Below are 21,555 nucleotides of genomic sequence, written 5' to 3'. Positions count from 1 at the left end.
TCCTTTATTATGCAAACTGGCGAGTTTCGCCTTCACCTTCAATATTGGTAACACAACGCGTACAAAGCGTTGGATGTTCAACCACTTGGCCAACATCCTCTCTATGGTGCCAGCAGCGCTCGCACTTCTCAGCTTCAGACTTTTTCAGCCCTAGCTTCAGTGTCGCAAGCTCGGTGTCTATAGCATCCACAGGTGCTTGAGTAAGCGCCACGACATCTGTCTTAGAGGTCAGTAACACGAAGCGTAACTCATCACCCAAAGTGTTAAGTACGGTAGACAGTGCTTCATCAGCGTATAGCGTGACTTCAGCTTCTAACGAACCGCCAATCAACTTTTCACGACGAGCGCTTTCAATCACTTTATTCACTTCAGCGCGAACAGCTAGCAATTGGTCCCAGTATTCATCGTTAAGATCTGAATCAAGCGTCACAGACGTCAGGCCTTCATACCACATTTCTGTAAATACGAATTCACTACGTTCACCTGGAAGTAGTTTCCAAATCTCATCAGCGGTGAAGCTCAAGATAGGTGCCATCCAACGAACCATAGCCTCAGAGATAAGGTACAGTGCTGATTGACAGCTGCGACGAGCATTACTGTCATCTTTAGCCGTGTACTGTCTGTCTTTAATAATATCAAGGTAGAAGCTACCGAGTTCAACAGAGCAGAACTGCATCAGCTTTTGAGTCACTGAATGGAAGTTATATTCGTCGTAAGCTTCAATCAGTTCCTGTTGCAATGCAGCTGCACGGCGAACAACCCAACGATCTAAAGCAACCATATCTTCAACGGCAACCATATCTTTTTCTGGATTAAAGCCATTGATGTTAGCCAATAGGAAACGAGCCGTGTTACGAATACGACGATAGGCATCAGCACTGCGCTTGAGGATTTCGTCAGACACGGTCATTTCACCGCTATAATCGGTTGCTGCTATCCATAAACGCAGTATGTCGGCACCAAGCTTGTTGGTGACATGCTGTGGAGCAATCACGTTACCAACCGATTTAGACATCTTGCGACCTTTGCCATCAACAGCAAAACCATGAGTCAGCACTTGCTTATAAGGCGCTTTGCCATTCATCGCAGTAGAGATCATCAGTGATGACATGAACCAACCACGATGCTGATCGCTACCTTCTAAATAAAGGTCAACTTCATGGCCATTAAACTCTGGACGCGCTGCAACAACAGATGAGAATGTTGAGCCGGAGTCAAACCATACGTCTAACGTATCGGTCACTTTACGGTATTGGTCAGCTTCATCACCTAGAAGCTCAGAAGCATCTAAATCCCACCAAGCTTGAATACCTTCTTGCTCGATACGGTTAGCCACTCTTTCCATTAGCGAGACGCTATCAGGATGAAGTTCATCTGTTTCGCGGTGTACAAATAAGGCAATTGGCACCCCCCAGGTACGTTGGCGTGAGATACACCAATCTGGACGGTTCTCAACCATTTTCTCTATGCGGCTTTGGCCCCAATCAGGGATCCACTGTGTTTTCTCGATTTCACCCAAGGCTTGTTGACGCAGCCCTTTTTGATCCATTGAGATAAACCACTGCGGAGTCGCGCGGAAGATAATCGGTGTTTTATGACGCCAGCAATGTGGGTAGCTATGATTAATCGCAATATGATTAAGCAGTGCTCCCTTCTCTTCCAATAACGTGACGACGCTCTTGTTCGCTTTGAAGACGTGTTGTCCTGCAAAAATCTCGGTGTCGGCTTTATAAACACCATTGTCACCCACTGGATTAGCAACTTCTAAACCATACTTTTGGCCAACAATGAAATCGTCTTGGCCATGGCCAGGTGCGGTATGAACAATACCCGTACCTGAATCAACAGTAACGTGATCCGCTAAGATAACCGGCACATCAAAAGCATAAAATGGGTGATTAAAGCGTAATAGCTCAAGTTCAGAACCCAGTACGTTCGCCAGCACTTTATGCGACTCAGCACCAAATCGTTCAACACATGATTCAACTAAGTCTTCAGCTAATACAAGTGCTTGAGTTTGGCCTTCTTTGACCATCTCAACCAAAGAGTATTCGATATTGCCAGCAACAGCCAACGCGCGGTTAGCAGGCAGAGTCCAAGGCGTTGTCGTCCAGATAACCATCGAGATGTTATGTGGGTATTCAGTAACACCAAACTTAGTGAGCAAGGCGCCCTTATCGACAACTGAAAAAGCCACATCGATTGCCGGAGACATCTTGTCTTCATATTCAACTTCAGCTTCCGCCAGAGCAGAACCACAATCAGTACACCAATGCACAGGCTTAACACCTTTGTGCAAGTGTCCGCTCTCAATCACTTTTGATAGTGAGCGTACGATGTTTGCTTCAGTGCCGAAATCCATAGTTAAGTAAGGGTTTTGCCAATCAGCAAATACACCTAAACGGATAAAGTCATCACGTTGGCCATCAACTTGCTTAGCCGCATATTCACGGCATTTTTGACGAAATTCTGCCGCCGTAACTTTGTGGCCAGGCTTACCGACTTTTTGCTCTACTTTGAGCTCAATAGGTAGACCATGACAGTCCCATCCAGGAATGTATGGCGCATCAAAACCAGACATGGTCTTTGACTTGATAATAATATCTTTAAGAATTTTATTAACTGAGTGACCAATATGGATATCACCGTTTGCATATGGAGGACCATCATGCAAAATAAACGGCTTGCTCTCTTTACGGCTCTCACGGATCTGTTGATACAGTCCTTTCTCGGTCCAGGATTTTAACATCTCTGGCTCACGATTAGCCAAGTTACCACGCATCGGAAACTCAGTTTCCGGCAAATTCAAAGTAGATTTATAGTCGCTCATTGACCCTTTACCATTTTGTTAGCTAAGCTATTAGCCTGCATCGCTGCCAAGCAGGGCTTTCGCTCTGTCGGCATCATTTTTAATTTGTTTTTTCAGCGCATCTAGTGATCCAAATGGCTGCTCGTCTCTAATCTTTGCCACCAATTCAACTTCAACTGCTTTACCATAAAGGTCGCCGTCAAAATCAAATAGGTGGACTTCTAACTGACATACCTGACCATTCACTGTTGGTCTAAAACCGACGTTTGCTACGCCTTCATATATATCGCTATTATCCCAATAAAACTTAACAGCAAAAACACCTCTAACAGGCGTAACGTTGCGTTTTAACGCGATATTAGCCGTGGGGAAACCAATCGTTCGCCCAATTTTTTGACCATGCGCAACCTTGCCACTAAGGATAAAAGGATGTCCAAGCAAACGTCTTGCTTGTTCCATATTACCGCTAGCGAGTAGCTGCCTTACCTCTGTAGAACTGACGCGCTTGTCACCTAAAATAAAGCTTTGCGTACTCACTACCGCAAAACCGTATTTCTCACCGGCTTTACGTAGCATGTCAAAATCACCCTGACGCTGGCGACCAAAGCAAAAGTCATCGCCAACCACTAAGTACTTAATACCGAGCGCTTTAACTAATAATTGTTCAATAAAATCTTCCGCGCTAAAATCAGCAAACTTCTTATTAAAGTTCACACATAACACCCGGTCAATCGCTAACTCATCGAGTAACATTAGCTTATCGCGTAACAAGCTCAAACGAGCAGGTGCATTTTCGCATCGAAAAAACTCTTGTGGTTGCGGTTCAAATGTCATTACGACTGCAGGTAAGCCCAAATGTTGCGCTTTTTCTACAAGCCGATTAATCACTTCCGCATGGCCACGATGAACACCATCGAAGTTGCCTATTGTTAATACGCAACCATGATGCTTTGGCAAAATATTATAAATACCGCGGATTAATTCCATTATCCTACACGACACATGAGAGTAAATGGGCGGATTATATACCAGCTAGTCTTTATAATCAGCCCTCAAACTGCAGCTTTCATCTTCCAAGGGCGAATTCCGAAGCAAACTAGGCAAATAAAGTACGAGGTTGCAGCAATTACAATCAATTTAGCAAGCTCCATTCCACGATCTAACAACGAAAAATCTAACCAAGCAGCGATGGATGGCTGTAAATAGTAAATAACCGCTAACATAATCAGTGCCGCAACCAGCGTCTTAACGGAAAACATAATGGTCGAGGTACTCAGCCGATATACATTCGCTTTATGCAACCCTCGGTATAGCAGACAAGCATTAAGTGCCGCTGACATAGAAGTCGCAATAGCAAGACCGACATAGCCGAATGGGATGGCGAAAATGAGGTTAAACACCATATTACTTATCATGGCGATAATACCGTAACGCACTGGCGTTTTAGTATCTTGGCGAGAGTAATAACCCGGTGCCAAGATTTTTATCAACATAAAGCTCAGTAGCCCACTACCGTATGCCATCAAACTGTATGACGCCATTTCAACATCATCATAGGTAAACGCACCGCGCATAAACAGCACCATGAGCATGGGCTTAGCAAGCATAATCAAGCCACACATGGCCGGTAAACCTAATAAAATAATCGCTTTAACGCCCCAATCCATTGTCTGTGAAAACCCTTCGCTCTCAGCATTAACATGACGTTTAGAGAGTGCCGGTAAAATCACCGTCGCTATTGCGATACCAAACAGCCCTAATGGGAATTCAAGTAATCGATCAGAGTAATACAACCAACTGATTGAACCCGTCATTAAAAAACTAGCGATAAACGTATCAAATAACAGGTTAATTTGTGACACCGACACCCCGAAAAGTGCTGGGATCATTAAAGTTCGAATCTTAGTAACCCCTGGGTGACGCCATCCCCAGCTTGGTTTAACAATCGCTTTTTCTCTGATAAGAAAAGGGATTTGAAACAAAAATTGAATCAAGCCACCAAAAAAAACTCCCCACGCTAATCCTATTTCAGGCTGTTCAATATTGGGAACTAAAAACAGAGCCGCGGCAATAATGGCAATATTGAGGAACACCGGGGTGAAAGCAGAAACCGCAAAACGCCCACGAGTATTTAAAATAGATCCCGCCAATGCTGTAAAAGTAATAAACCATAAATAGGGAAAGGTTATCTTCAACATTAACGCGGCTAGTTCAAATTTTTCTCCGCCAGGAGCATCATTCAACCAAGCAAGAAACCAACCACCACCGAACAATGCTGCCAACACGGGTGAAGCTATGACGCCGACTAAGGTTACAACGCTAACTAACACACCGAGCGTGCCAGCAACCTTACCCAGTAGGTCTCTTATCTCTTCATCGCTGTTTTTTTCTTGATATTCGGTTAAAACGGGGACGAATGCCTGTGCAAAAGCACCTTCAGCAAACAGGCGCCTTAAAAAATTAGGAATTTTATTAGCAAAGAAAAAAACATCGGCGCTACTGCCTGCGCCCATAATATTAGCGATAACAACGTCTCTCACTAACCCTAAAACACGTGAAATTAGTGTCATAGCACTGACTATCATGCCTGACCTAAATAGCTTTCTACTCAAAACGCCCCCTGCCCCATGTGTATAGAGCTAAAAAAATTGGGCGATACCACGCACTAATTAGCGCTCCCCCTATTGTCTCATAGCAATACCTGCTAGAATTGCGCATTATATTACACGAGTTAGGTTGAAGAAAGCCAAGCTGGTTAGATTATTTTGAGTTAATCAAATTGATTTGACTATTGTCATTGACAAAATGACATAAATAGGGCATATTCCTCGACCTCAAAAATACCAAACACAGTTTTAGGAGTTGCACCTTGGCTAATAGCAAGTCTGCAAAGAAGCGCGCGCTTCAGTCTGAGAAGCGTCGTCAGCACAACGCAAGCCGTGGCTCAATGCTACGTACCTACGTTAAAAAAGTAATTACTGCAATTAATGCAGGCGACCACGAAGCAGCTACTGCCGCTTTCGTAACAGCACAACCACTTGTTGACCGTATGGCGACTAAAGGTCTTATTCACAAGAATAAGGCTGCTCGTTATAAGTCACGCTTAAACACTAAAATTAAAGCACTTGTTGCTTAAGTTTTAGTTTAAAGCAAAAGTAAAAACCGGCTTCGGCCGGTTTTTTTATGTCTGAAATTTGAGTTCAATGCCGGAGCGGTGCTTCTAATTGACTGGATTCACAATTTTTAGATAAAAAAATAGAGAGGCATGCCTCTCCATTTGTAACAACGATTGAAACTGTAGCGGCGAAAATGAGATAAGCACTCGCTTGTAGCCTAGTGCTATTACGCTACTGTTTGTAAGCTATCGCTATAAATATTATTAAGTAGCTTAATGATCTCTGCAACTTCTTCACTCTTTAACGAGTAATATACCGTTTGAGCTTCTTTACGCGTTTCAACCAAATTATCTTTACGTAACCACGCAAGGTGCTGCGAAAGAGCAGATTGGCTTAATCCCAATTTCTTGTTCATTTCGCCAACGCACATTTCCCCTTCGTTAAGAAGATAGCACAAGATAAATAGGCGGCGCTCATTCGCCATTGCCTTCAATAACACAACGGCATGGTCTGCTCGTTGCTGTATTAGTTCCATATTCATTACGAACTATTTCTCCTAAAACAAACCGACCGCCTAATATAGCGCTGCCCTGCAGATATAGTCGGGACATAAAGCACACTTTTTGCTAGATTGTTTTCAAAAATGGGACATGTGTAATAAAAACAAAGGAAACTCATGAAAAGCATCTATCTAAGACTCACGGCTGGGGTCTTTTTGGCCAGTTTAATTGGTTGTCAAAATAACAAAATAAATAGCCCTGACGAACACATTGTAATGCAGCTTCAGCAACAAGCACTGAGCTCAGATCTTGCTTACGATTTGGTTGAATCACTGACCGTCGAAGTCGGGCCGCGACTCGCCGGTAGCGAAAAAGACCTCATTGCGGTGCAGTGGGCTGAATCAAAACTTAAGACGCTTGGCTTTGATAAAGTCTATAAAGAACCAGTACAAGTACCGGTATGGCACCGTGGCGAAGCTAAAGCATCGATTGTCACTCCGTTTGCTCAACCATTAGTGATCACCGCGCTAGGCGGCAGTATTGCGACACCAGAAAAGGGGATTGAAGCTAATATCATTCGTTTTGATAGTTTAGCGGCATTGCAAACCGCTTCAAGTAACGATGTAGCAGGTAAAATTGTGTTTATCGACCAGATCACCGAACGCCATATTACTGGTAAGGGTTATGGGAAAAGTGTCGGCGGACGCTCAAAAGGCGCGATTGCAGCAGCAGAGAAAGGCGCTTTAGCCATTATGATCCGCTCTATTGGAACGGATCACGACCGCATGGCACATACTGGCATGATGAAATATAAAGATGGCGTTGCCAAAATTCCGGCTGCAGCCATGTCTAACCCTGATGCCGATCTTATTAATGCAATGCTTAAGCGTGATGCAAATATCACAATTAACCTGATGTTGACGGCACAAAACCAAGGTTTCGCCACCTCATACAATGTCATTGCTGAAGTCACCGGTTCTAGCAAGCCCGACGAGATAGTACTTATTGGCGCTCACTTAGATTCTTGGGACGAAGGTACGGGCGCGATTGATGATGGTGCTGGTGTGGCTATTGTCACTGCCGCGGGCAAGCTAATTCAAGACTTACCAACAAAACCCGCTCGGACCATTAGAGTCGTTTTATATGCCGCTGAAGAACTCGGTTTAGTCGGCGGTAAAGCTTATGCTAAAGCCCATAAGGCCGAGTTAGATAAGCATTACATTGCCGCCGAGTCTGACTTTGGTGCTGGTAGGATCTATCAGATCGATTACAGAGCCAGTGAAACTGCTTATACCGAGTTATTAGCCCTTACGACACCTATGACTAATAATGGTGTCGTCTTAGGCAATAACAGAGCATCAGGGGGCCCTGATGTCTCTATGTTACCGTCACAAGGGGTGCCTGTAGCCTCATTAAGGCAAGATGGGAGTGATTACTTCGACTATCATCACACTCCAAACGATACTTTAGACAAAATTGAGCCCGCAGCGCTTCAGCAAAATGTTGCCGCATATGCGCAGTTCGCGTACTTAATGGCGCAGTCAAAAATTACTTTACGCCCCATTTTCGTCAAATAGCCGCGATTAACCCAACAAAAAAGCAGCCATGAGGCTGCTTTTTTATCGGCCATATACTCCTGCCAACTACTGCTCTTCTCGCAAGAATACCGGGGCACTTACCGTTGATTCTGCTTCACTGTAATAATAGCCAGCGCTATCAAATTTTATCAGTGCATCTAACGTATCGACATTATTATCTAATAGGTAACGCACCATCATACCTCTGGCTTTTTTAGCAAAAAAGCTAATAACCTTGTATTGGCCATTCTTTTTATCTTTAAAAACAGGAGTTATAAGGGTTGCTGTTAACTGTTTATGCTTAACGGCTTTAAAATACTCATTTGACGCTAAGTTAATAATGAACTCATCATTTTGGGCGTCTGTCGTCTGGTTGATCTCATCGGTGATGATATCTCCCCAAAACTGATACAAGTTAGTGCCTCTGCTATTACCCAAACGAGTTCCCATCTCTAATCGATAGGCTTGCATCAAATCCAGTGGTTTCAACAGACCATAAAGACCCGATAGGATCCGCAACTGTTGCTGCGCTTTTTGAAGACTCACCTCAGACAATGTATCGGCATCAAGCCCGGTATAAACATCACCGCGAAAAGCAAATATGGCTTGCTTAGCATTCTCCGGGGTAAAATTAGGCTGCCAACACCCAAATCGAGCAACATTTAAGCCTGCTATTTTGTCGCTAACCTTCATTAACGATGCAATATCGCTCGGCGTTAATCCACGGCAGACATCAATCAGCAGTTCACTTTGCCTCAACAACGTCGGCATTGAATAACGTTCAGTACCCGCTGGGTTTTCGAAATCTAACGTTTTTGCAGGTGAAACCAAGATTAACATTATGATGTCCTATACAGAGATATTCTTAAACTGAGACAATCATACTGATCAAAAACAAAAAAACCACGCTTATCAAGCGTGGTTTTTTAGATTGTGTTAATTCAATTTACCGCACCGAGCGGTTTATCCTATATTAAGATTTGTTTGCAATAGGCTCATCATTAGTCCATTCACCCGTTTCAATACCCTTTATTTCAGGGAATTGGCTAGCATCAAACGTTGGAGAAACACCTGCTTTTATTTGACGTTCGTAATCTTTCACTACCGCAAAGGCAACTTTAGAAAGCATGACTATCGCAGAAATATTTACCAGCGCCATTAACCCCATTGAGACATCGGCAAAGTTCCACACCAGTTGCAAAGAGGCCACTGAACCTGTCATCACCATCGCCAATACTAGGACACGGAAAACATACAGCACCTTTTTACTCTTAGTCAGGAACATAATGTTGTTTTCGGCATAGCTATAGTTAGCAATAATTGACGAGAAACAAAACAGTATAATCGCGAATGCAATGAAGTAAGCAGACCAACCACCAAGCTCGTTGCTTAGTGCCAATTGCAATAGACCAATCCCCTTGTGCTCACCAGGGTTGTCTAACACACCTGATAACAAAATAATGGCAGCAGAAGCAGTACAGATGACGATGGTATCGACAAATACACCGATCATTTGCACAAAACCCTGTGATGCTGGGTGATTAGGGTTTGGTGTAGCTGATGCTGCAATATTTGCCGCGCTTCCCATACCCGCTTCGTTAGAGAACAAGCCACGTGCAACACCGGCCATCATCGCGCCCATCGCGCCACCAGCGGCTTCTTCCCAACCAAAGGCACTCTTAACAATCAGTGTTAGCGCTGCTGGAACCTGCTCGATATTCAATACCAATACCGCAATTGCTACCGCTAAATAAGCAACAGCCATTACCGGCACAATCAATTCAGATGCGCGAGCGACTTTTTTCAAGCCACCGCAAATAATATATGCAGATGCCATCACAATCACTAAACCAACAATGGTTTTATCCAAACCGAATGCGTTGTTTAACGCGTCGGTCATGGTATTAGCTTGTGCGGCATTGAAGGCAAAACCGAAAGCGATAATAAGCAGAATAGAAAACAAGGTTCCCATCCATCTCTTACCTAGGCCTTTCTCCATATAATACGCAGGGCCACCACGGTACTGACCTTCATCGTCTTTTACTTTATAAACTTGTGCTAATGTTGACTCAATAAATGCAGTCGCCATACCGAGCAGCGCAATCAGCCACATCCAAAAAATCGCACCCGCACCACCAACAGTTATCGCAACGGCGACTCCCGCCATGTTACCGGTGCCTACTCTTGCAGCCATCGATGTACAAAAAACCTGAAAAGAGGAGATACCATTTACTTTTTCACGGCCTTTAATCACTAATTTGACACCATGGCCAAATAATCTGAACTGAATAAAACCTAGACGAAAAGTAAATAGCACACCCGCTGCCACTAATACATAAATTAGTAAGCTTCCCCACAGTAGGCCATTGACAGCATTGACGGCAGATTCAACTGCATTAATTAACGGTTCAAACATAATTATTCTTTATCCCCATGACAAACAGAATCAAGTGACTCAATCGCTAGATTCTGTCTATCGTGCTTTTTCTTCCCTAAGTATTTAAATAACGACAGATTTTCTTTTCGAATTATCCTATACGTGATTAAATTACCATCACGCCTGCCGCATTCCACGCTGCAAAATAGCATAGCATTGGTTTAACCCTGAGTGATACAAGTCACACTTCATCATTTAGCTGACAACCGAATCACACAAAACGCCAAGCATACCCACTATAATTAACCAAATTAACATAGCAAACACATCTAACTTTGCTACATTAATTAGTGCAAAAAACTTTCTATAAATACGATACAGGGCACATTTTTGTAATAAAGTTACAAATATAGTATGTCATATAGAATTTGTTTAACTTTATGATTACCAAACGGGGTTGTTTATGTCACATCAACAAGAGATCGTTTCCTTAAAGAAATTTGTTAGAGCAACAAACTTTCTAGCGACATCACAAATTTACCTAAAGAAAAACGTACTACATAAACGTGCTTTAGCGCACACAGACATAAAACCAAGATTACTTGGTCACTGGGGAACTTGCCCTGGTATTAACTTTGTCTATGCTAACGTTAATAGATTAATTGCCAAGCACAATCGTTCATTCGTTTACCTTGTTGGTCCAGGCCATGGTTTTCCAGCAGTACAAGCTAACCTGTTTATGGAAGGTTCATTAAGCCACTTCTATCCTGAAACTATTCCTTATAATGAGGAAGGTATCACGGACATTTGTCAAAAGTTCTCTGCGGCATATGGTTACCCTTCTCACGCAAACCCAGAAGCACCGGGACAAATTCTTGAGGGTGGCGAACTTGGTTATTCTCTCTCCGTTGCTTGGGGCGCAGTGCTTGATAATCCAGATCTGATTGCAGCTTGCCTCATTGGTGATGGTGAATCAGAAACAGGTCCTCTTGCGGCATCTTGGTATGCAAACCGTCTTGTATCACCAAAGAACAATGGTGCTGTTTTACCTATTGTTCATATTAATGGCTATAAAATTTCTGGCCCTACCCGTATGGGAAGAATGGACCATGAAGAACTAGACCTTGAGTTCCGTGGTCTTGGTTACCACCCAATCATTGTTGATGATCAGCTTGAGGAAGACGTTTACGAACAGATGCTAGCAGCAATGGACTTGTCATATAAGATGATTAATGACATCCAAACTCGTGCAAGATCTGGCGAAGATGTTGTTAAACCACGCTGGCCTGTTATTTTAATGCGTACCGCTAAAGGCTGGACAGGTACTGCTGAATATAATGGTAAAAAACTTGTTGGCAACTGTGAATCTCACCAGGTTATCGTCAACAAATGTGCTACCGACAAAGGTCATCTTGACGCGCTTAACACTTGGTTAGGCAGCTACAAGTTTGATGAGCTGTACAGTATTAACGAACAAGGCGAGCTAATTTTTGACAAAGATATTCTGTCATTAATGCCACCAAAAGCATTAGCTTGTGGTCGTCAACACCTAAGTTACGGTGGTGAAGTGGTTCGCGCTTTAACCAATCCAGATCTTGAAAAGCTCGCTTATGGCGCTGAAACACCTCGTGGCCAACGCGGACTATCAATGTTCAAGATGGGTGAATGGATGCGTGATGCATTCAAACTTAACCGAGATCAGCGTAACCTGCGTATTTTCTGCCCCGATGAGACCTATTCAAACCAACTGCAAGCAGTATTTGAAGAAACTGATCGTGCATGGCAGTGGCCTATCGAAAGCTGGGACGAAGATATGTCTCGTGACGGTCGTGTCATTGAGCTGTTATCAGAGAATTTACTCTTCGGTATGCTACACGGTTATACGGTAACGGGTCGTCACGCGATGTTCCCAACCTATGAAGCGTTCTCGCAAGTTATTTCATCAATGGCTGACCAATATTGTAAATACGTTTATGCAAGCCAAGGTGTACATTTCCGTAAACCAGTGCCGGCATGTAACGTAGTATTGTCTTCGCTGCTAGAGCGTCAAGATCATAATGGCTACTCGCATCAGAACCCCTCTTTCTTGGGCGCAATGTTAGAGAAGCATCCTAAGATCATCTCTGCTTACTTGCCAGCTGACGGTAACAGTACTTTGGTTTATACCGAACGTGCTTATGCCGATCGTGACAAGCTCAACATCATCGTTGCTGGTAAGAAAGACCTACCACAATGGCTAACACTAGACGAAGCCCGCAGTCAGGCTAAAGACGGTGTCATGGTATGGGATTTTGCTTCAGACGAAAATCCAGATGTGGTACTTGTTGGTTGTGGTGATTACGTCACTCAAGAAGCAATGGCAGCACTGGTACTTATCAGAGAGCTATTACCTCGAGTACGTATTCGTTTCGTCAGCGTCACAGAGCTAACCAGCAGCGGTTTGGGTAGCTTAAAGTTCCAAAGCAAGCCTTGGTTAATGGACGAAGTCTTTACGGCTGACAAAGGTGTTGTCTTTAACTACCACGGATATCCGAATACCATTAAGAAACTGGTATTCGATTATAAGGGCAGTGATCGCTTTAGAATTAAAGGCTATGAAGAGGAAGGTTCAACGACAACTCCATTTGACATGGGCGTTCGTAACGGTACATCACGCTACCACCTTGTTATCGACATGGCATACAAGCTGTTCCAGCAAAGCGTTATTGATGAAAGCCAACATATCGCTATTACCACTGATATGCTGCAACGCTTGGTTGACCACAGAAACTATATCAAAGCTAACGGCGTTGACCCTGTTAGTATTGAAAACTGGGTATGGACTCGATAAGACTCCAATCAGCTTAGTGTTTTTAGACTAAATAAAAGGGCGTTTCCTAAAGGGAACGCCCTTTTTGCTATTAACTTAAGTATTTATATTAACAATAAAGTGGAAAATGTTACATTTGCGACGGATAATAGTGGCAGCTAGCTATAAAACCAAAGGATCTCCGTGATAAGTGCTAGCACTGCTTAAAGAATGAGTAGACGGAGGAGTTTTATAAATAAAACATAAGGATGATGAATGATGAACAAAACTCTACAAGCAGTTCTACTAACCTCAATGCTACCTTTTGCCGCTAACGCCGCAGACGGCATGAGCCCCTGGTACGTTGGTGGCGGTGTCGGTATTAACAACTACGAGCCTAATTGCGATCAAAAAACCATGAAAACCTGTGGTGATGATGATCCGTATGCATGGGATGTTTTTGCAGGTTTTCTTTTTAATGATTACTTCGGTGTCGAGTTGGGTTACCGCGATCTCGGCCGTGCTGAATGGGTCGACTATTCAAACAAACTCAATGATGTTGGTGCTAAAGGGATGAATTTAGGTCTCGTAGCATTCTGGCCTTTTGCCAATCGCTGGAGTTTATCAGCAGAAGCAGGCGCCCTTAACTACCTTATGTCTAACAATAAGAACTACGGTAGCGAGTATTATAGTGATAGCGGCGTCGCCCCATACGTTGGCGCGGGTATTGGTTACAACATTACCGATAATTTAAAAGTCCAAGCTAAATATCGTCGTTATGAAAACCTTGACGAAGATAAGTGGAAAACACTGGAGATGGAAAGTAACTACTGGGGACTTGAACTCAGTTATCGCTTTGGTAGCAAAACAAAACCTATCGCTCCAGTAGCAGCCGTTATCATTGCCGACTCAGATAACGACGGTGTAAATGACGATATGGATCAGTGCCCCGATACACCATCAACTCATAAGGTTGATGCTAACGGATGTACAATCTACCAAGAAGCTGAAGACAAATTCGAAATTGAAGCTAAATTCGATAATAATTCAGCGACCGTGAAAGAAGCGTCTTACGGGGATATTAAAGATTTAGCCGAGTATATGAGTAAGCATCCAAATGCCGAGGTTACCATTGCTGGTCACGCTTCGAATATGGGGAAGGCAGACTACAATATGGACTTGTCTGAACGCCGGGCGATTGCCGTCGCTGACGTGTTAATCAACGAGTATGGTGTTGCCCCCGGTAAAGTGTCATCTAAAGGTTATGGCATTACTCGACCTTTAATTGAAGGCAGCTCTGTAGAAGCCAATCAAGCTAACCGCCGTATTGACGCGCATGTTACAGGTACCGAAAAAGTTCCAGTGCTGAAATAAGTCGATATCATCATGATGTAACAACTTAATGTTAGCGATTAAGTAAGTTACCGAACTTTGCTCACAACCATCACTGTTGTGAGCATTTTTTTGTTAAAATGCCACTGGCAGTCACTATACTGGCCTATAAATGCTTAAGGCGATGTCTTAATATTTATGCCTATTACCCACGTCTAAAGCTAATGTTTAATAAAACAGCAAGAATTAGACGCTAGAATTAGTTGTTATATTACCAAAAAAAGCGCATTTACTGATTTTTTACAACTTTTCTGTAATTTTTTTTCATATTTAGTTGGAATGATCATAAAAATGGCTTTTAATACCTGCTAATTAACCATCAAACTTATGCTGCTCATTGAGAAGGATGTAATTCACATGGCCAACACTTTAGAACAACTTAAACCCATCACAACCATAGTTGCGGATACTGGTGATATTGAAGCCATAAAACGTTACCAGCCAGAAGATGCCACTACAAACCCATCTTTAATCCTAAAAGCATCGCAAATTCCTGAATATAGTAGCCTAATTGAAAATGCTATTGCTTGGGCTAAAAGCCAAAGCAATGATGTTGCGCAACAGATTGAAGATGCCGGTGACAAACTAGCCGTCAATATCGGTCTAGAGATCCTAAAAATTGTTCCGGGCCGTATTTCAACAGAAGTTGACGCTCGTCTCTCTTTTGACAAAACAGCCTCAATCGCAAAAGCCCATAAACTCATCAAACTTTATCAAGAAGCAGGTATTGATAAATCACGTATTTTGATTAAGTTAGCTTCTACATGGGAAGGTATTTGCGCAGCGAAAGAACTCGAACAAGAAGGCATCAACTGTAATCTAACGCTACTTTTTTGCTTTGCTCAAGCGCGTGCATGTGCTGAAGCGGGTGTTTACCTCATTTCGCCCTTTGTTGGCCGCATTCTAGATTGGTACAAAAAAGATACCGGGCTTGAGTATTCAGCAAGTGAAGATCCGGGTGTTGTTTCTGTCACTAACATTTACAACTACTACAAACGTCATGGTTTTAATACCGTCGTTATGGGTGCAAGCTTCCGTAACACTGGTGAAATCATTGAGCTAGCAGGCTGTGATAGATTAACCATTGGCCCTGCATTATTAGAAGAGTTATCTAATAGCAATACACCGATTGTTCAAAAACTACTTCCAGCAACAGAAATGGTTGCAGCAGAGCCAGCAATGTCTGAAGCACAATTCCGCTGGGAGTTTAATGAAGAGCCAATGGCTGTAGAGAAGCTAGCTGAAGGGATCCGTAACTTTGCGATTGACCAAGGTAAACTCGAAGTCATGCTAAAAGCAGAACTAACGTCTTAATGAAGTAGGACTACTAAAATGACCGAACTGACTCAGCTTGCTAGTTGGCAAGCGCTAGCAAAACACAGTACAACAGTGCCGCATATGCGAGAGCTGTTCCAGCAACAACCACAGCGATTTGACGATATGTCGACCAAGGCATGTGGACTGCTTTTAGATTACTCTAAAAATAGAGCTTCAACAGAAACTCTGTCACTGCTGTTTGCATTGGCAAAAGAATCTAAGCTTGAAGAAAAAATCAAAGCAATGTTTGCTGGCAACATCATTAATAATACCGAGCAACGAGCGGTGCTTCATACCGCTCTGCGAGCGCCAAAAGATAAGGTTATTCATGTTGACGGTGTCAATATTGTGGCAGAGGTTCAGCAAACCTTAGACAAAATGGAAAGCTTTGTTCGCTCGGTAACGACTGGTGAATGGAAAGGCTACACCGGCAAGACTATTACTGATGTTGTGAGTATTGGAATTGGTGGGTCATTTTTAGGTCCTAAGATAATTTCCCAAGCACTACGTCCTTATTGGACAGGTCAGTTAAATTGTCATTTTGTTGCTAATGTTGATGGCACCTCAATTACAGAAAAGCTCAAGGGACTCGATCCTCAGACAACGCTGTTTGTTATGTCATCTAAGTCTTTTAGCACTCAAGAGACGTTGACCAACACCCTCAGTGCAAAAGAATGGTTTTTGACCCAAGGGGCAACGCAAGCGGATGTCGCTAAACACTTTGTTGCTGTTAGCTCTAATGTTGCTAAAGCCACAGAGTTTGGGATTGATGCAAGTAATATCTTCCCAATGTGGGATTGGGTTGGCGGACGTTACTCACTTTGGTCAGCGATTGGATTACCTATCGCGCTATTAGTCGGAATGGACCACTTCCGTGAATTATTAGCCGGTGCACATGAGATGGACAACCATTTTATGCAAACACCGTTAGAAGACAATATGCCCGTCATAATGGGGCTATTCTCCTTATGGTACGGCAACTTCTTTAATGCTCAATCTCATGTTGTGCTCACCTATGACCACTATTTGCGTGGGTTACCCGCTTACTTCCAGCAGCTTGATATGGAGAGTAACGGCAAGTCCGTCACGCTCAACGGTACTGATGTGGACTACAGTACTGGACCTGTAATTTGGGGCGGTGAAGGGACCAATGGACAACATGCTTACCACCAGCTTTTACATCAAGGTACCGCACTTATCCCTGCCGATTTCATTATGCCGCTTAACAGTCATAATCCTATCGGTGAGCATCATGTGCAACTTGCCTCTAACTGTTTTGGGCAAACCCAAGCATTAATGCAAGGCAGAACCTTTGATGAAGCATTAGCTGAACTTAGCGGTAGTTCACTGTCAGACAGTGACAAGCAACTTATTGCTCAGCATAAAGTGATGCCAGGTAATAAGCCAAGCAATACCTTGTTAATGGATAAGCTAACACCTTCGACATTAGGCGCCCTTATTGCGCTATATGAGCACAGAACCTTTGTTCAGGGTGCGATATGGCAGATTAACTCTTTTGATCAATGGGGAGTTGAGCTAGGTAAGCAATTGGGGAACGATGTTCTCGACAGGCTAACCGTCAATACCGCCGCCACCGATTTAGATACATCGAGCAATGCGTTAATTAATATATTCAAACAGCACAAAATATAAGCAAACGGTACTCGATTACCATTCCTTTAAAAAGCCAGTTTCGACTGGCTTTTTTGGTTCTCACAGCTAGCTACACCAAAAAATATGAATTTGATTCATGTTTATCAGCCATATATCATTTCAACCAACATTAAAACTTCACTCTCAGTTAACATAAATGAAACATTTATGTTGCACTATGCTTGAAAAACATGCTATTTATTTGAAGAGAAAATAAACAATAGGAGGTTGCCATGAATAGACTTGATTATGGTAGTGCGCTAGATAGTATCGTTGAGAAGCCGACAAGCCGCTCAAAAAGCTCCAATAAAAAGCGTAAGTGGCGTGAAATTGAAGCGCTAAAAGAAAAATATCGTTTGCTTAAAGAGCTGCAAGATATGGACAACGGCTTTGACGGTGAATTAGACAGCCTCCTAATGTAAACAAGTAAACTAAAAAGAGCGCATATAGCGCTCTTTTTGATCCTAGCGACATCGTTAATCGGCTGTTTCAATATACTCTTTTAGTTCCTCAAACAGCACATTGTCACTTTCGCTAAATAACGGATCATCAATCAGCCTTGCATCACACATCTTCACCACCGTGTTCCAGTCCTCTTCGGTAATCACAGCAGACCATTTTGGAAACACCGTCGACTCCTCAAACTCCATATGCGACAGCTGCAGTTCAACGTAACCTTCTAAGTCGCTGACGAGCTGCTCTTTAGACACCACCACATCACTTAGAATTAAATTGAGTGTCGCCATTAAAGATGCCGACGAATCAACCAACTTTCTATGCTCTGCAGTTAATGTTTCATTAATATGGGCTCTGCCTAGCTTGTTCCAATAAAACTCTGAGATCACCTCCTCTAATGGGTGATGGCTGTGCTCAGCATAGCTTTGCATATATTCAACAATATCGCGGACTAAGTTATAGTTAATCCCCTCACCTGCCGCTAGCTTAATGTGTTTTGTCTTTAAAATCTTAAGCAAAATACCAATATGCTTGTGATCGTGCATCAGTCTGGCTAGCATAGTTTTCTCCACCCAAATTCGCCCCACTAGATACAATATTAGTAAACAGTACGAATAACGGCCAACTATAACAAAAAGCGATTGTGTATCATCGTGACAGAGATCAACAAAATCAGACTAATTTACAACCACTTATTTACCCAATATAGAAACTATTACCGTTGAAACTAATGTTGTCAGGTCGTCAGCTGAATTAATCAACAAAAAATACAGGAAGAAACAATGCAACCGAACTACTTTATAGGCGCACATGTTAGTGCTTCTGGCGGCATAGCAAATGCCCCCATAAATGCTGCTGCTATCGGCGCTAACGCTTTTGCGTTGTTTACTAAAAATCAGCGCCGCTGGGCAAGCAAGGCGCTAGATGAAAAGCAAATAGTGCTATTTAAAGAAAACTGTCACAAAGCTAACATTTCAATGGATGCTATTTTACCCCATGACAGCTATCTGATTAACTTGGGGCACCCAGATGACGAGCTACTCACCAAGTCACGTGAAGCTTTTTATGATGAAATTGCCCGATGTGAACAAATAGGTTTAACCCTGCTTAATTTTCACCCCGGTAGCCACCTAAGACAAATTGACACCGATAAATGCCTAACGCGAATAAGCGAGTCGATAAACTGTGCACTGGCGCGTTCAAGTAAGGTAACTGCCGTGATCGAAAATACCGCAGGTCAAGGCTCAAATCTCGGTCATAGTTTTGAGCAACTCGCGCAGATAATTGACGGCGTTGAAGATAAGTCACGCGTCGGAGTTTGTATCGATACCTGCCATATGTTTGCCGCAGGATATGATATTCGCAGTCAAATAAGCTGCAAGGCCGTTTTCGATGAATTTGATAAAATCGTTGGTAATCAATATCTCAAAGCCATGCATTTAAACGACAGTAAAACAGGGCTTAACAGCCGCGTTGATCGTCATGAATCTCTGGGTAAGGGGGAAATAGGGGCAGAAGCGTTTGCGACGCTAATGACACTTGAAGCAGTTAAGGGCATTCCGCTCATTCTAGAAACAACCAGTGCAGAGCTGTGGCCTGAAGAGATTAATTGGCTACGCAGTTTAGCTAAAGCACCCTGAATACAAGGCTAATACAGATGATTACATTAGGCACTTATAGATAACCGCGACCACTTTAGTTGGCTCGCCTAAGTCGATTTGTAACCAGACGATGTGTGTTCCTTCGAGCTCTTCACCCTGCTTTATAGCACTTAGTTTGGCATCTTCGAGAGCATTTTCTCCGTGTCCTATGCCTCTAACCATTGCAAAACTATCACAGTGGGTGACTTCAAAATCGTATGCTTCATTTATCCTGTGGTACAGCTGAAATTCTTCACTGGCACAACCACTTAACAAACTGAGTAACAATACACTGACGACAAAACGTAACACTGATACGACACCTTTTATAAAAACTGCGCCGCACAATATAAAATATCTTGAGTAAACAATGGGATCTAAGTCACGCTAAAGTAGATCTAACTAATACATTCCGCCCCATTTGTTAACAGCTACAACCAAGCTCAATGACATTGCAGCAGCAACCCCACTCCAAAGTCGATAAAAAAGCACATAACCTACACTTTCACCACAAAAAAAGAGAAGCTATAACAGCTGCTCTTTTTAATGGTGAGTCGTTATAATTCCGGCTATTTAACTAAAATACTAAATAAGTGCCGCTTTAATGCGTCAAAGTCTGCTGGCAAATTGGCTGACAAAATGGTTTTAGGTACCACGTTCGCAAGTGCGGGCGGCAGAGGCAGCTCAATGTCCAAGATCTGCTCAACCACTTCGTTAAATTTTGCGGGGTGGGCAGTCCCTAGGAAGATACCTTTTTCACCTGTCGCCATCGTTTGCTTTAAAGCAAACGCCGCAATACCAGCATGTGGCTCAGATAAATAACCCACGGCATGAAGCCCTTTGACAGAATCGGCGGTATCCGCCTCTGACACGCCAATACCTTTAATATCGGCTAATGACCAGTTCATCGCCTTAACAATGGCTTCAACTCGAGGCCAGTTGCTTGGCTCGGCGACATCCATCGCATTCGACATAGTCGCAACGGTCAGCTGCGGGGACCATTCTCCCTTGTCGAGATAACGTGGCACGGTATCATTGCTATTGGTTGCGGCAATAAAGCGCTTAATCGGCAATCCCATCGCTTTAGCAAATAGACCTGCTGTCAGATTACCAAAATTACCGCTTGGCACTGCTATAACAGGATCTGAGTTATTCGTTTTCTTAAACTGCGCGACGGCTTCAAAGTAGTAACAAATCTGAGCCAATAAGCGGCTGATATTAATTGAGTTAGCAGAGTTTAGGTGTAAGCCATCACGAATATCGCTGTCTTCAAATGATTGTTTAACCAAGGTTTGGCATGCATCAAAATCAGCACTGACAGCCACAGTGTGAATATTGTCACCTAGCGTCGTAAACATTTTTTCCTGCAGTACACTGATTTTACCTTTAGGATAGAGCACGACGACATTGATATTATCCAGCCCGTAAAATGCATCCGCTACCGCAGCGCCAGTATCGCCAGAAGTCGCGGTTAAAATATTGATTTTTTCGTCTTTTGCCAACGCATTTAAGCACTGCGCCATAAAGCGTGCGCCAAAATCTTTAAAGGCCAACGTCGGACCATGGAATAACTCTAAGCTATACAAGTCCTTGTCTGCTTGTACCAACGGCAGCTCAAAATTAAAGGCTCGCTCAACTAAACGGTCAACGGTATCTTGCCCCAATTCTTCAGCTAGCCAAGCACCGATGACCTTTTTACTGCGCTCCACAAACGGCAGTGCCAGTAAGCCATCGATATCATCTAATGTAGGAATATTTTTTGGAAAGAAAAGCCCACGGTCTTTTCCAAGCCCTAATTTAACCGCTTGGGTAAAGCTTACCACCTGGGATGGGTGCTTCAGATTATACAATTCCATGACGACGTCCTTTGATTCTCAATGCTGTATTGATAGTTTTTATTACACGTTTTATTACACGTTATTCATTTCAC

Annotated in this window: 17 protein-coding genes; 8 read left to right on the top strand and 9 right to left on the bottom strand. The window is 43.1% G+C overall.

The window, feature by feature from the left end:
- Positions 1–7: 7 nt before the first annotated feature.
- From ileS to murJ, 3 genes are all read right to left on the bottom strand, one after another.
- On the bottom strand, positions 8–2,830 hold the full coding sequence (gene ileS / locus L2729_RS03075; protein WP_248986922.1) for an isoleucine--tRNA ligase: 2,823 nt from the start codon (positions 2,828–2,830) through the stop codon (positions 8–10).
- Between the two features lie 30 nt (positions 2,831–2,860).
- On the bottom strand, positions 2,861–3,796 hold the full coding sequence (gene ribF, locus L2729_RS03070; protein ID WP_248986921.1) for a bifunctional riboflavin kinase/FAD synthetase: 936 nt from the start codon (positions 3,794–3,796) through the stop codon (positions 2,861–2,863).
- Positions 3,797–3,861: 65 nt separating this feature from the next.
- On the bottom strand, positions 3,862–5,421 hold the full coding sequence (gene murJ / locus L2729_RS03065; protein WP_248986920.1) for a murein biosynthesis integral membrane protein MurJ: 1,560 nt from the start codon (positions 5,419–5,421) through the stop codon (positions 3,862–3,864).
- 257 nt (positions 5,422–5,678) lie between these two features.
- On the opposite strand from murJ, the gene rpsT reads away from it, so the two are divergent.
- Positions 5,679–5,945, top strand: a complete 267-nt coding sequence (rpsT, locus tag L2729_RS03060) for a 30S ribosomal protein S20 (RefSeq protein WP_248986919.1) — start codon at positions 5,679–5,681, stop codon at positions 5,943–5,945.
- Positions 5,946–6,151: 206 nt separating this feature from the next.
- Here the strand turns inward: rpsT and L2729_RS03055 are convergent, their stop codons facing one another.
- Positions 6,152–6,466, bottom strand: a complete 315-nt coding sequence (locus L2729_RS03055) for an ArsR/SmtB family transcription factor (protein ID WP_101090442.1) — start codon at positions 6,464–6,466, stop codon at positions 6,152–6,154.
- A gap of 135 nt (positions 6,467–6,601) precedes the next feature.
- Between L2729_RS03055 and L2729_RS03050 the strand changes: the two genes are divergently transcribed.
- Complete coding sequence (locus tag L2729_RS03050) at positions 6,602–8,002, top strand: M28 family metallopeptidase (RefSeq protein ID WP_248986918.1); 1,401 nt, start codon at positions 6,602–6,604, stop codon at positions 8,000–8,002.
- Between the two features lie 66 nt (positions 8,003–8,068).
- Here L2729_RS03050 and yaaA read toward each other — a convergent pair whose 3' ends face one another.
- Both yaaA and L2729_RS03040 read right to left on the bottom strand, forming a co-directional pair.
- On the bottom strand, positions 8,069–8,842 hold the full coding sequence (yaaA, locus tag L2729_RS03045; RefSeq protein WP_248986917.1) for a peroxide stress protein YaaA: 774 nt from the start codon (positions 8,840–8,842) through the stop codon (positions 8,069–8,071).
- A gap of 133 nt (positions 8,843–8,975) precedes the next feature.
- Positions 8,976–10,418 (bottom strand): alanine/glycine:cation symporter family protein, encoded by a 1,443-nt coding sequence (locus L2729_RS03040; RefSeq protein WP_248986916.1) that lies wholly within the window; start codon positions 10,416–10,418, stop codon positions 8,976–8,978.
- Positions 10,419–10,842: 424 nt separating this feature from the next.
- Here L2729_RS03040 and L2729_RS03035 point away from each other — a divergent pair, with 424 nt between their 5' ends.
- The 5 genes from L2729_RS03035 to L2729_RS03015 all read left to right on the top strand — a co-directional run bounded on the left by L2729_RS03035 (position 10,843) and on the right by L2729_RS03015 (position 17,951).
- On the top strand, positions 10,843–13,209 hold the full coding sequence (locus L2729_RS03035; RefSeq protein WP_248986915.1) for a phosphoketolase family protein: 2,367 nt from the start codon (positions 10,843–10,845) through the stop codon (positions 13,207–13,209).
- A gap of 234 nt (positions 13,210–13,443) precedes the next feature.
- The gene (locus L2729_RS03030; RefSeq protein WP_248986914.1) at positions 13,444–14,541 is read left to right on the top strand and encodes an OmpA family protein; all 1,098 of its coding nucleotides are present in this window, start codon (positions 13,444–13,446) and stop codon (positions 14,539–14,541) included.
- Positions 14,542–14,916: 375 nt separating this feature from the next.
- Positions 14,917–15,873: a transaldolase gene (gene tal, locus L2729_RS03025; protein WP_248986913.1), complete on the top strand. Its 957-nt coding sequence runs from the start codon at positions 14,917–14,919 to the stop codon at positions 15,871–15,873.
- An 18-nt stretch (positions 15,874–15,891) separates the two neighbouring features.
- Entirely contained in the window at positions 15,892–17,529 is a 1,638-nt protein-coding gene (gene pgi / locus L2729_RS03020; protein WP_248986912.1) for a glucose-6-phosphate isomerase, read from the top strand.
- Between the two features lie 233 nt (positions 17,530–17,762).
- Entirely contained in the window at positions 17,763–17,951 is a 189-nt protein-coding gene (locus L2729_RS03015) for a DUF3545 family protein (protein ID WP_101090450.1), read from the top strand.
- Between the two features lie 54 nt (positions 17,952–18,005).
- Here L2729_RS03015 and L2729_RS03010 read toward each other — a convergent pair whose 3' ends face one another.
- Entirely contained in the window at positions 18,006–18,545 is a 540-nt protein-coding gene (locus L2729_RS03010) for a hemerythrin domain-containing protein (RefSeq protein WP_248986911.1), read from the bottom strand.
- Positions 18,546–18,767: 222 nt separating this feature from the next.
- On the opposite strand from L2729_RS03010, the gene nfo reads away from it, so the two are divergent.
- The gene (gene nfo / locus L2729_RS03005) at positions 18,768–19,625 is read left to right on the top strand and encodes a deoxyribonuclease IV (RefSeq protein WP_248986910.1); all 858 of its coding nucleotides are present in this window, start codon (positions 18,768–18,770) and stop codon (positions 19,623–19,625) included.
- Positions 19,626–19,646: 21 nt separating this feature from the next.
- On the opposite strand, the gene L2729_RS03000 is transcribed toward nfo, so the two are convergent.
- Both L2729_RS03000 and thrC read right to left on the bottom strand, forming a co-directional pair.
- Positions 19,647–19,937 (bottom strand): discoidin domain-containing protein, encoded by a 291-nt coding sequence (locus tag L2729_RS03000; protein WP_248986909.1) that lies wholly within the window; start codon positions 19,935–19,937, stop codon positions 19,647–19,649.
- 257 nt (positions 19,938–20,194) lie between these two features.
- Positions 20,195–21,481, bottom strand: a complete 1,287-nt coding sequence (thrC, locus tag L2729_RS02995) for a threonine synthase (protein WP_248986908.1) — start codon at positions 21,479–21,481, stop codon at positions 20,195–20,197.
- Between the last annotated feature and the right edge of the window lie 74 nt (positions 21,482–21,555).

The sequence above is a fragment of the Shewanella gelidimarina genome, assembly GCF_023283945.1.
Taxonomy (GTDB): Bacteria; Pseudomonadota; Gammaproteobacteria; order Enterobacterales; family Shewanellaceae; genus Shewanella; species Shewanella gelidimarina.
Note: the sequence above shows the minus strand (reverse complement) of the source record. Positions and strands in the feature narration are given on the sequence as shown.

Coding starts and splice junctions, on each gene's coding strand:
- thrC (WP_248986908.1), bottom strand. CDS start 21,481: ATGGAATTGTATAATCTGAAGCACCCATCCCAGGTGGTAAGCTTTACC.
- nfo (WP_248986910.1), top strand. CDS start 18,768: ATGCAACCGAACTACTTTATAGGCGCACATGTTAGTGCTTCTGGCGGC.
- L2729_RS03050 (WP_248986918.1), top strand. CDS start 6,602: ATGAAAAGCATCTATCTAAGACTCACGGCTGGGGTCTTTTTGGCCAGT.
- L2729_RS03030 (WP_248986914.1), top strand. CDS start 13,444: ATGATGAACAAAACTCTACAAGCAGTTCTACTAACCTCAATGCTACCT.
- L2729_RS03040 (WP_248986916.1), bottom strand. CDS start 10,418: ATGTTTGAACCGTTAATTAATGCAGTTGAATCTGCCGTCAATGCTGTC.
- tal (WP_248986913.1), top strand. CDS start 14,917: ATGGCCAACACTTTAGAACAACTTAAACCCATCACAACCATAGTTGCG.
- L2729_RS03055 (WP_101090442.1), bottom strand. CDS start 6,466: ATGAATATGGAACTAATACAGCAACGAGCAGACCATGCCGTTGTGTTA.
- L2729_RS03015 (WP_101090450.1), top strand. CDS start 17,763: ATGAATAGACTTGATTATGGTAGTGCGCTAGATAGTATCGTTGAGAAG.
- ribF (WP_248986921.1), bottom strand. CDS start 3,796: ATGGAATTAATCCGCGGTATTTATAATATTTTGCCAAAGCATCATGGT.
- L2729_RS03010 (WP_248986911.1), bottom strand. CDS start 18,545: ATGCTAGCCAGACTGATGCACGATCACAAGCATATTGGTATTTTGCTT.
- pgi (WP_248986912.1), top strand. CDS start 15,892: ATGACCGAACTGACTCAGCTTGCTAGTTGGCAAGCGCTAGCAAAACAC.
- yaaA (WP_248986917.1), bottom strand. CDS start 8,842: ATGTTAATCTTGGTTTCACCTGCAAAAACGTTAGATTTCGAAAACCCA.
- ileS (WP_248986922.1), bottom strand. CDS start 2,830: ATGAGCGACTATAAATCTACTTTGAATTTGCCGGAAACTGAGTTTCCG.
- L2729_RS03035 (WP_248986915.1), top strand. CDS start 10,843: ATGTCACATCAACAAGAGATCGTTTCCTTAAAGAAATTTGTTAGAGCA.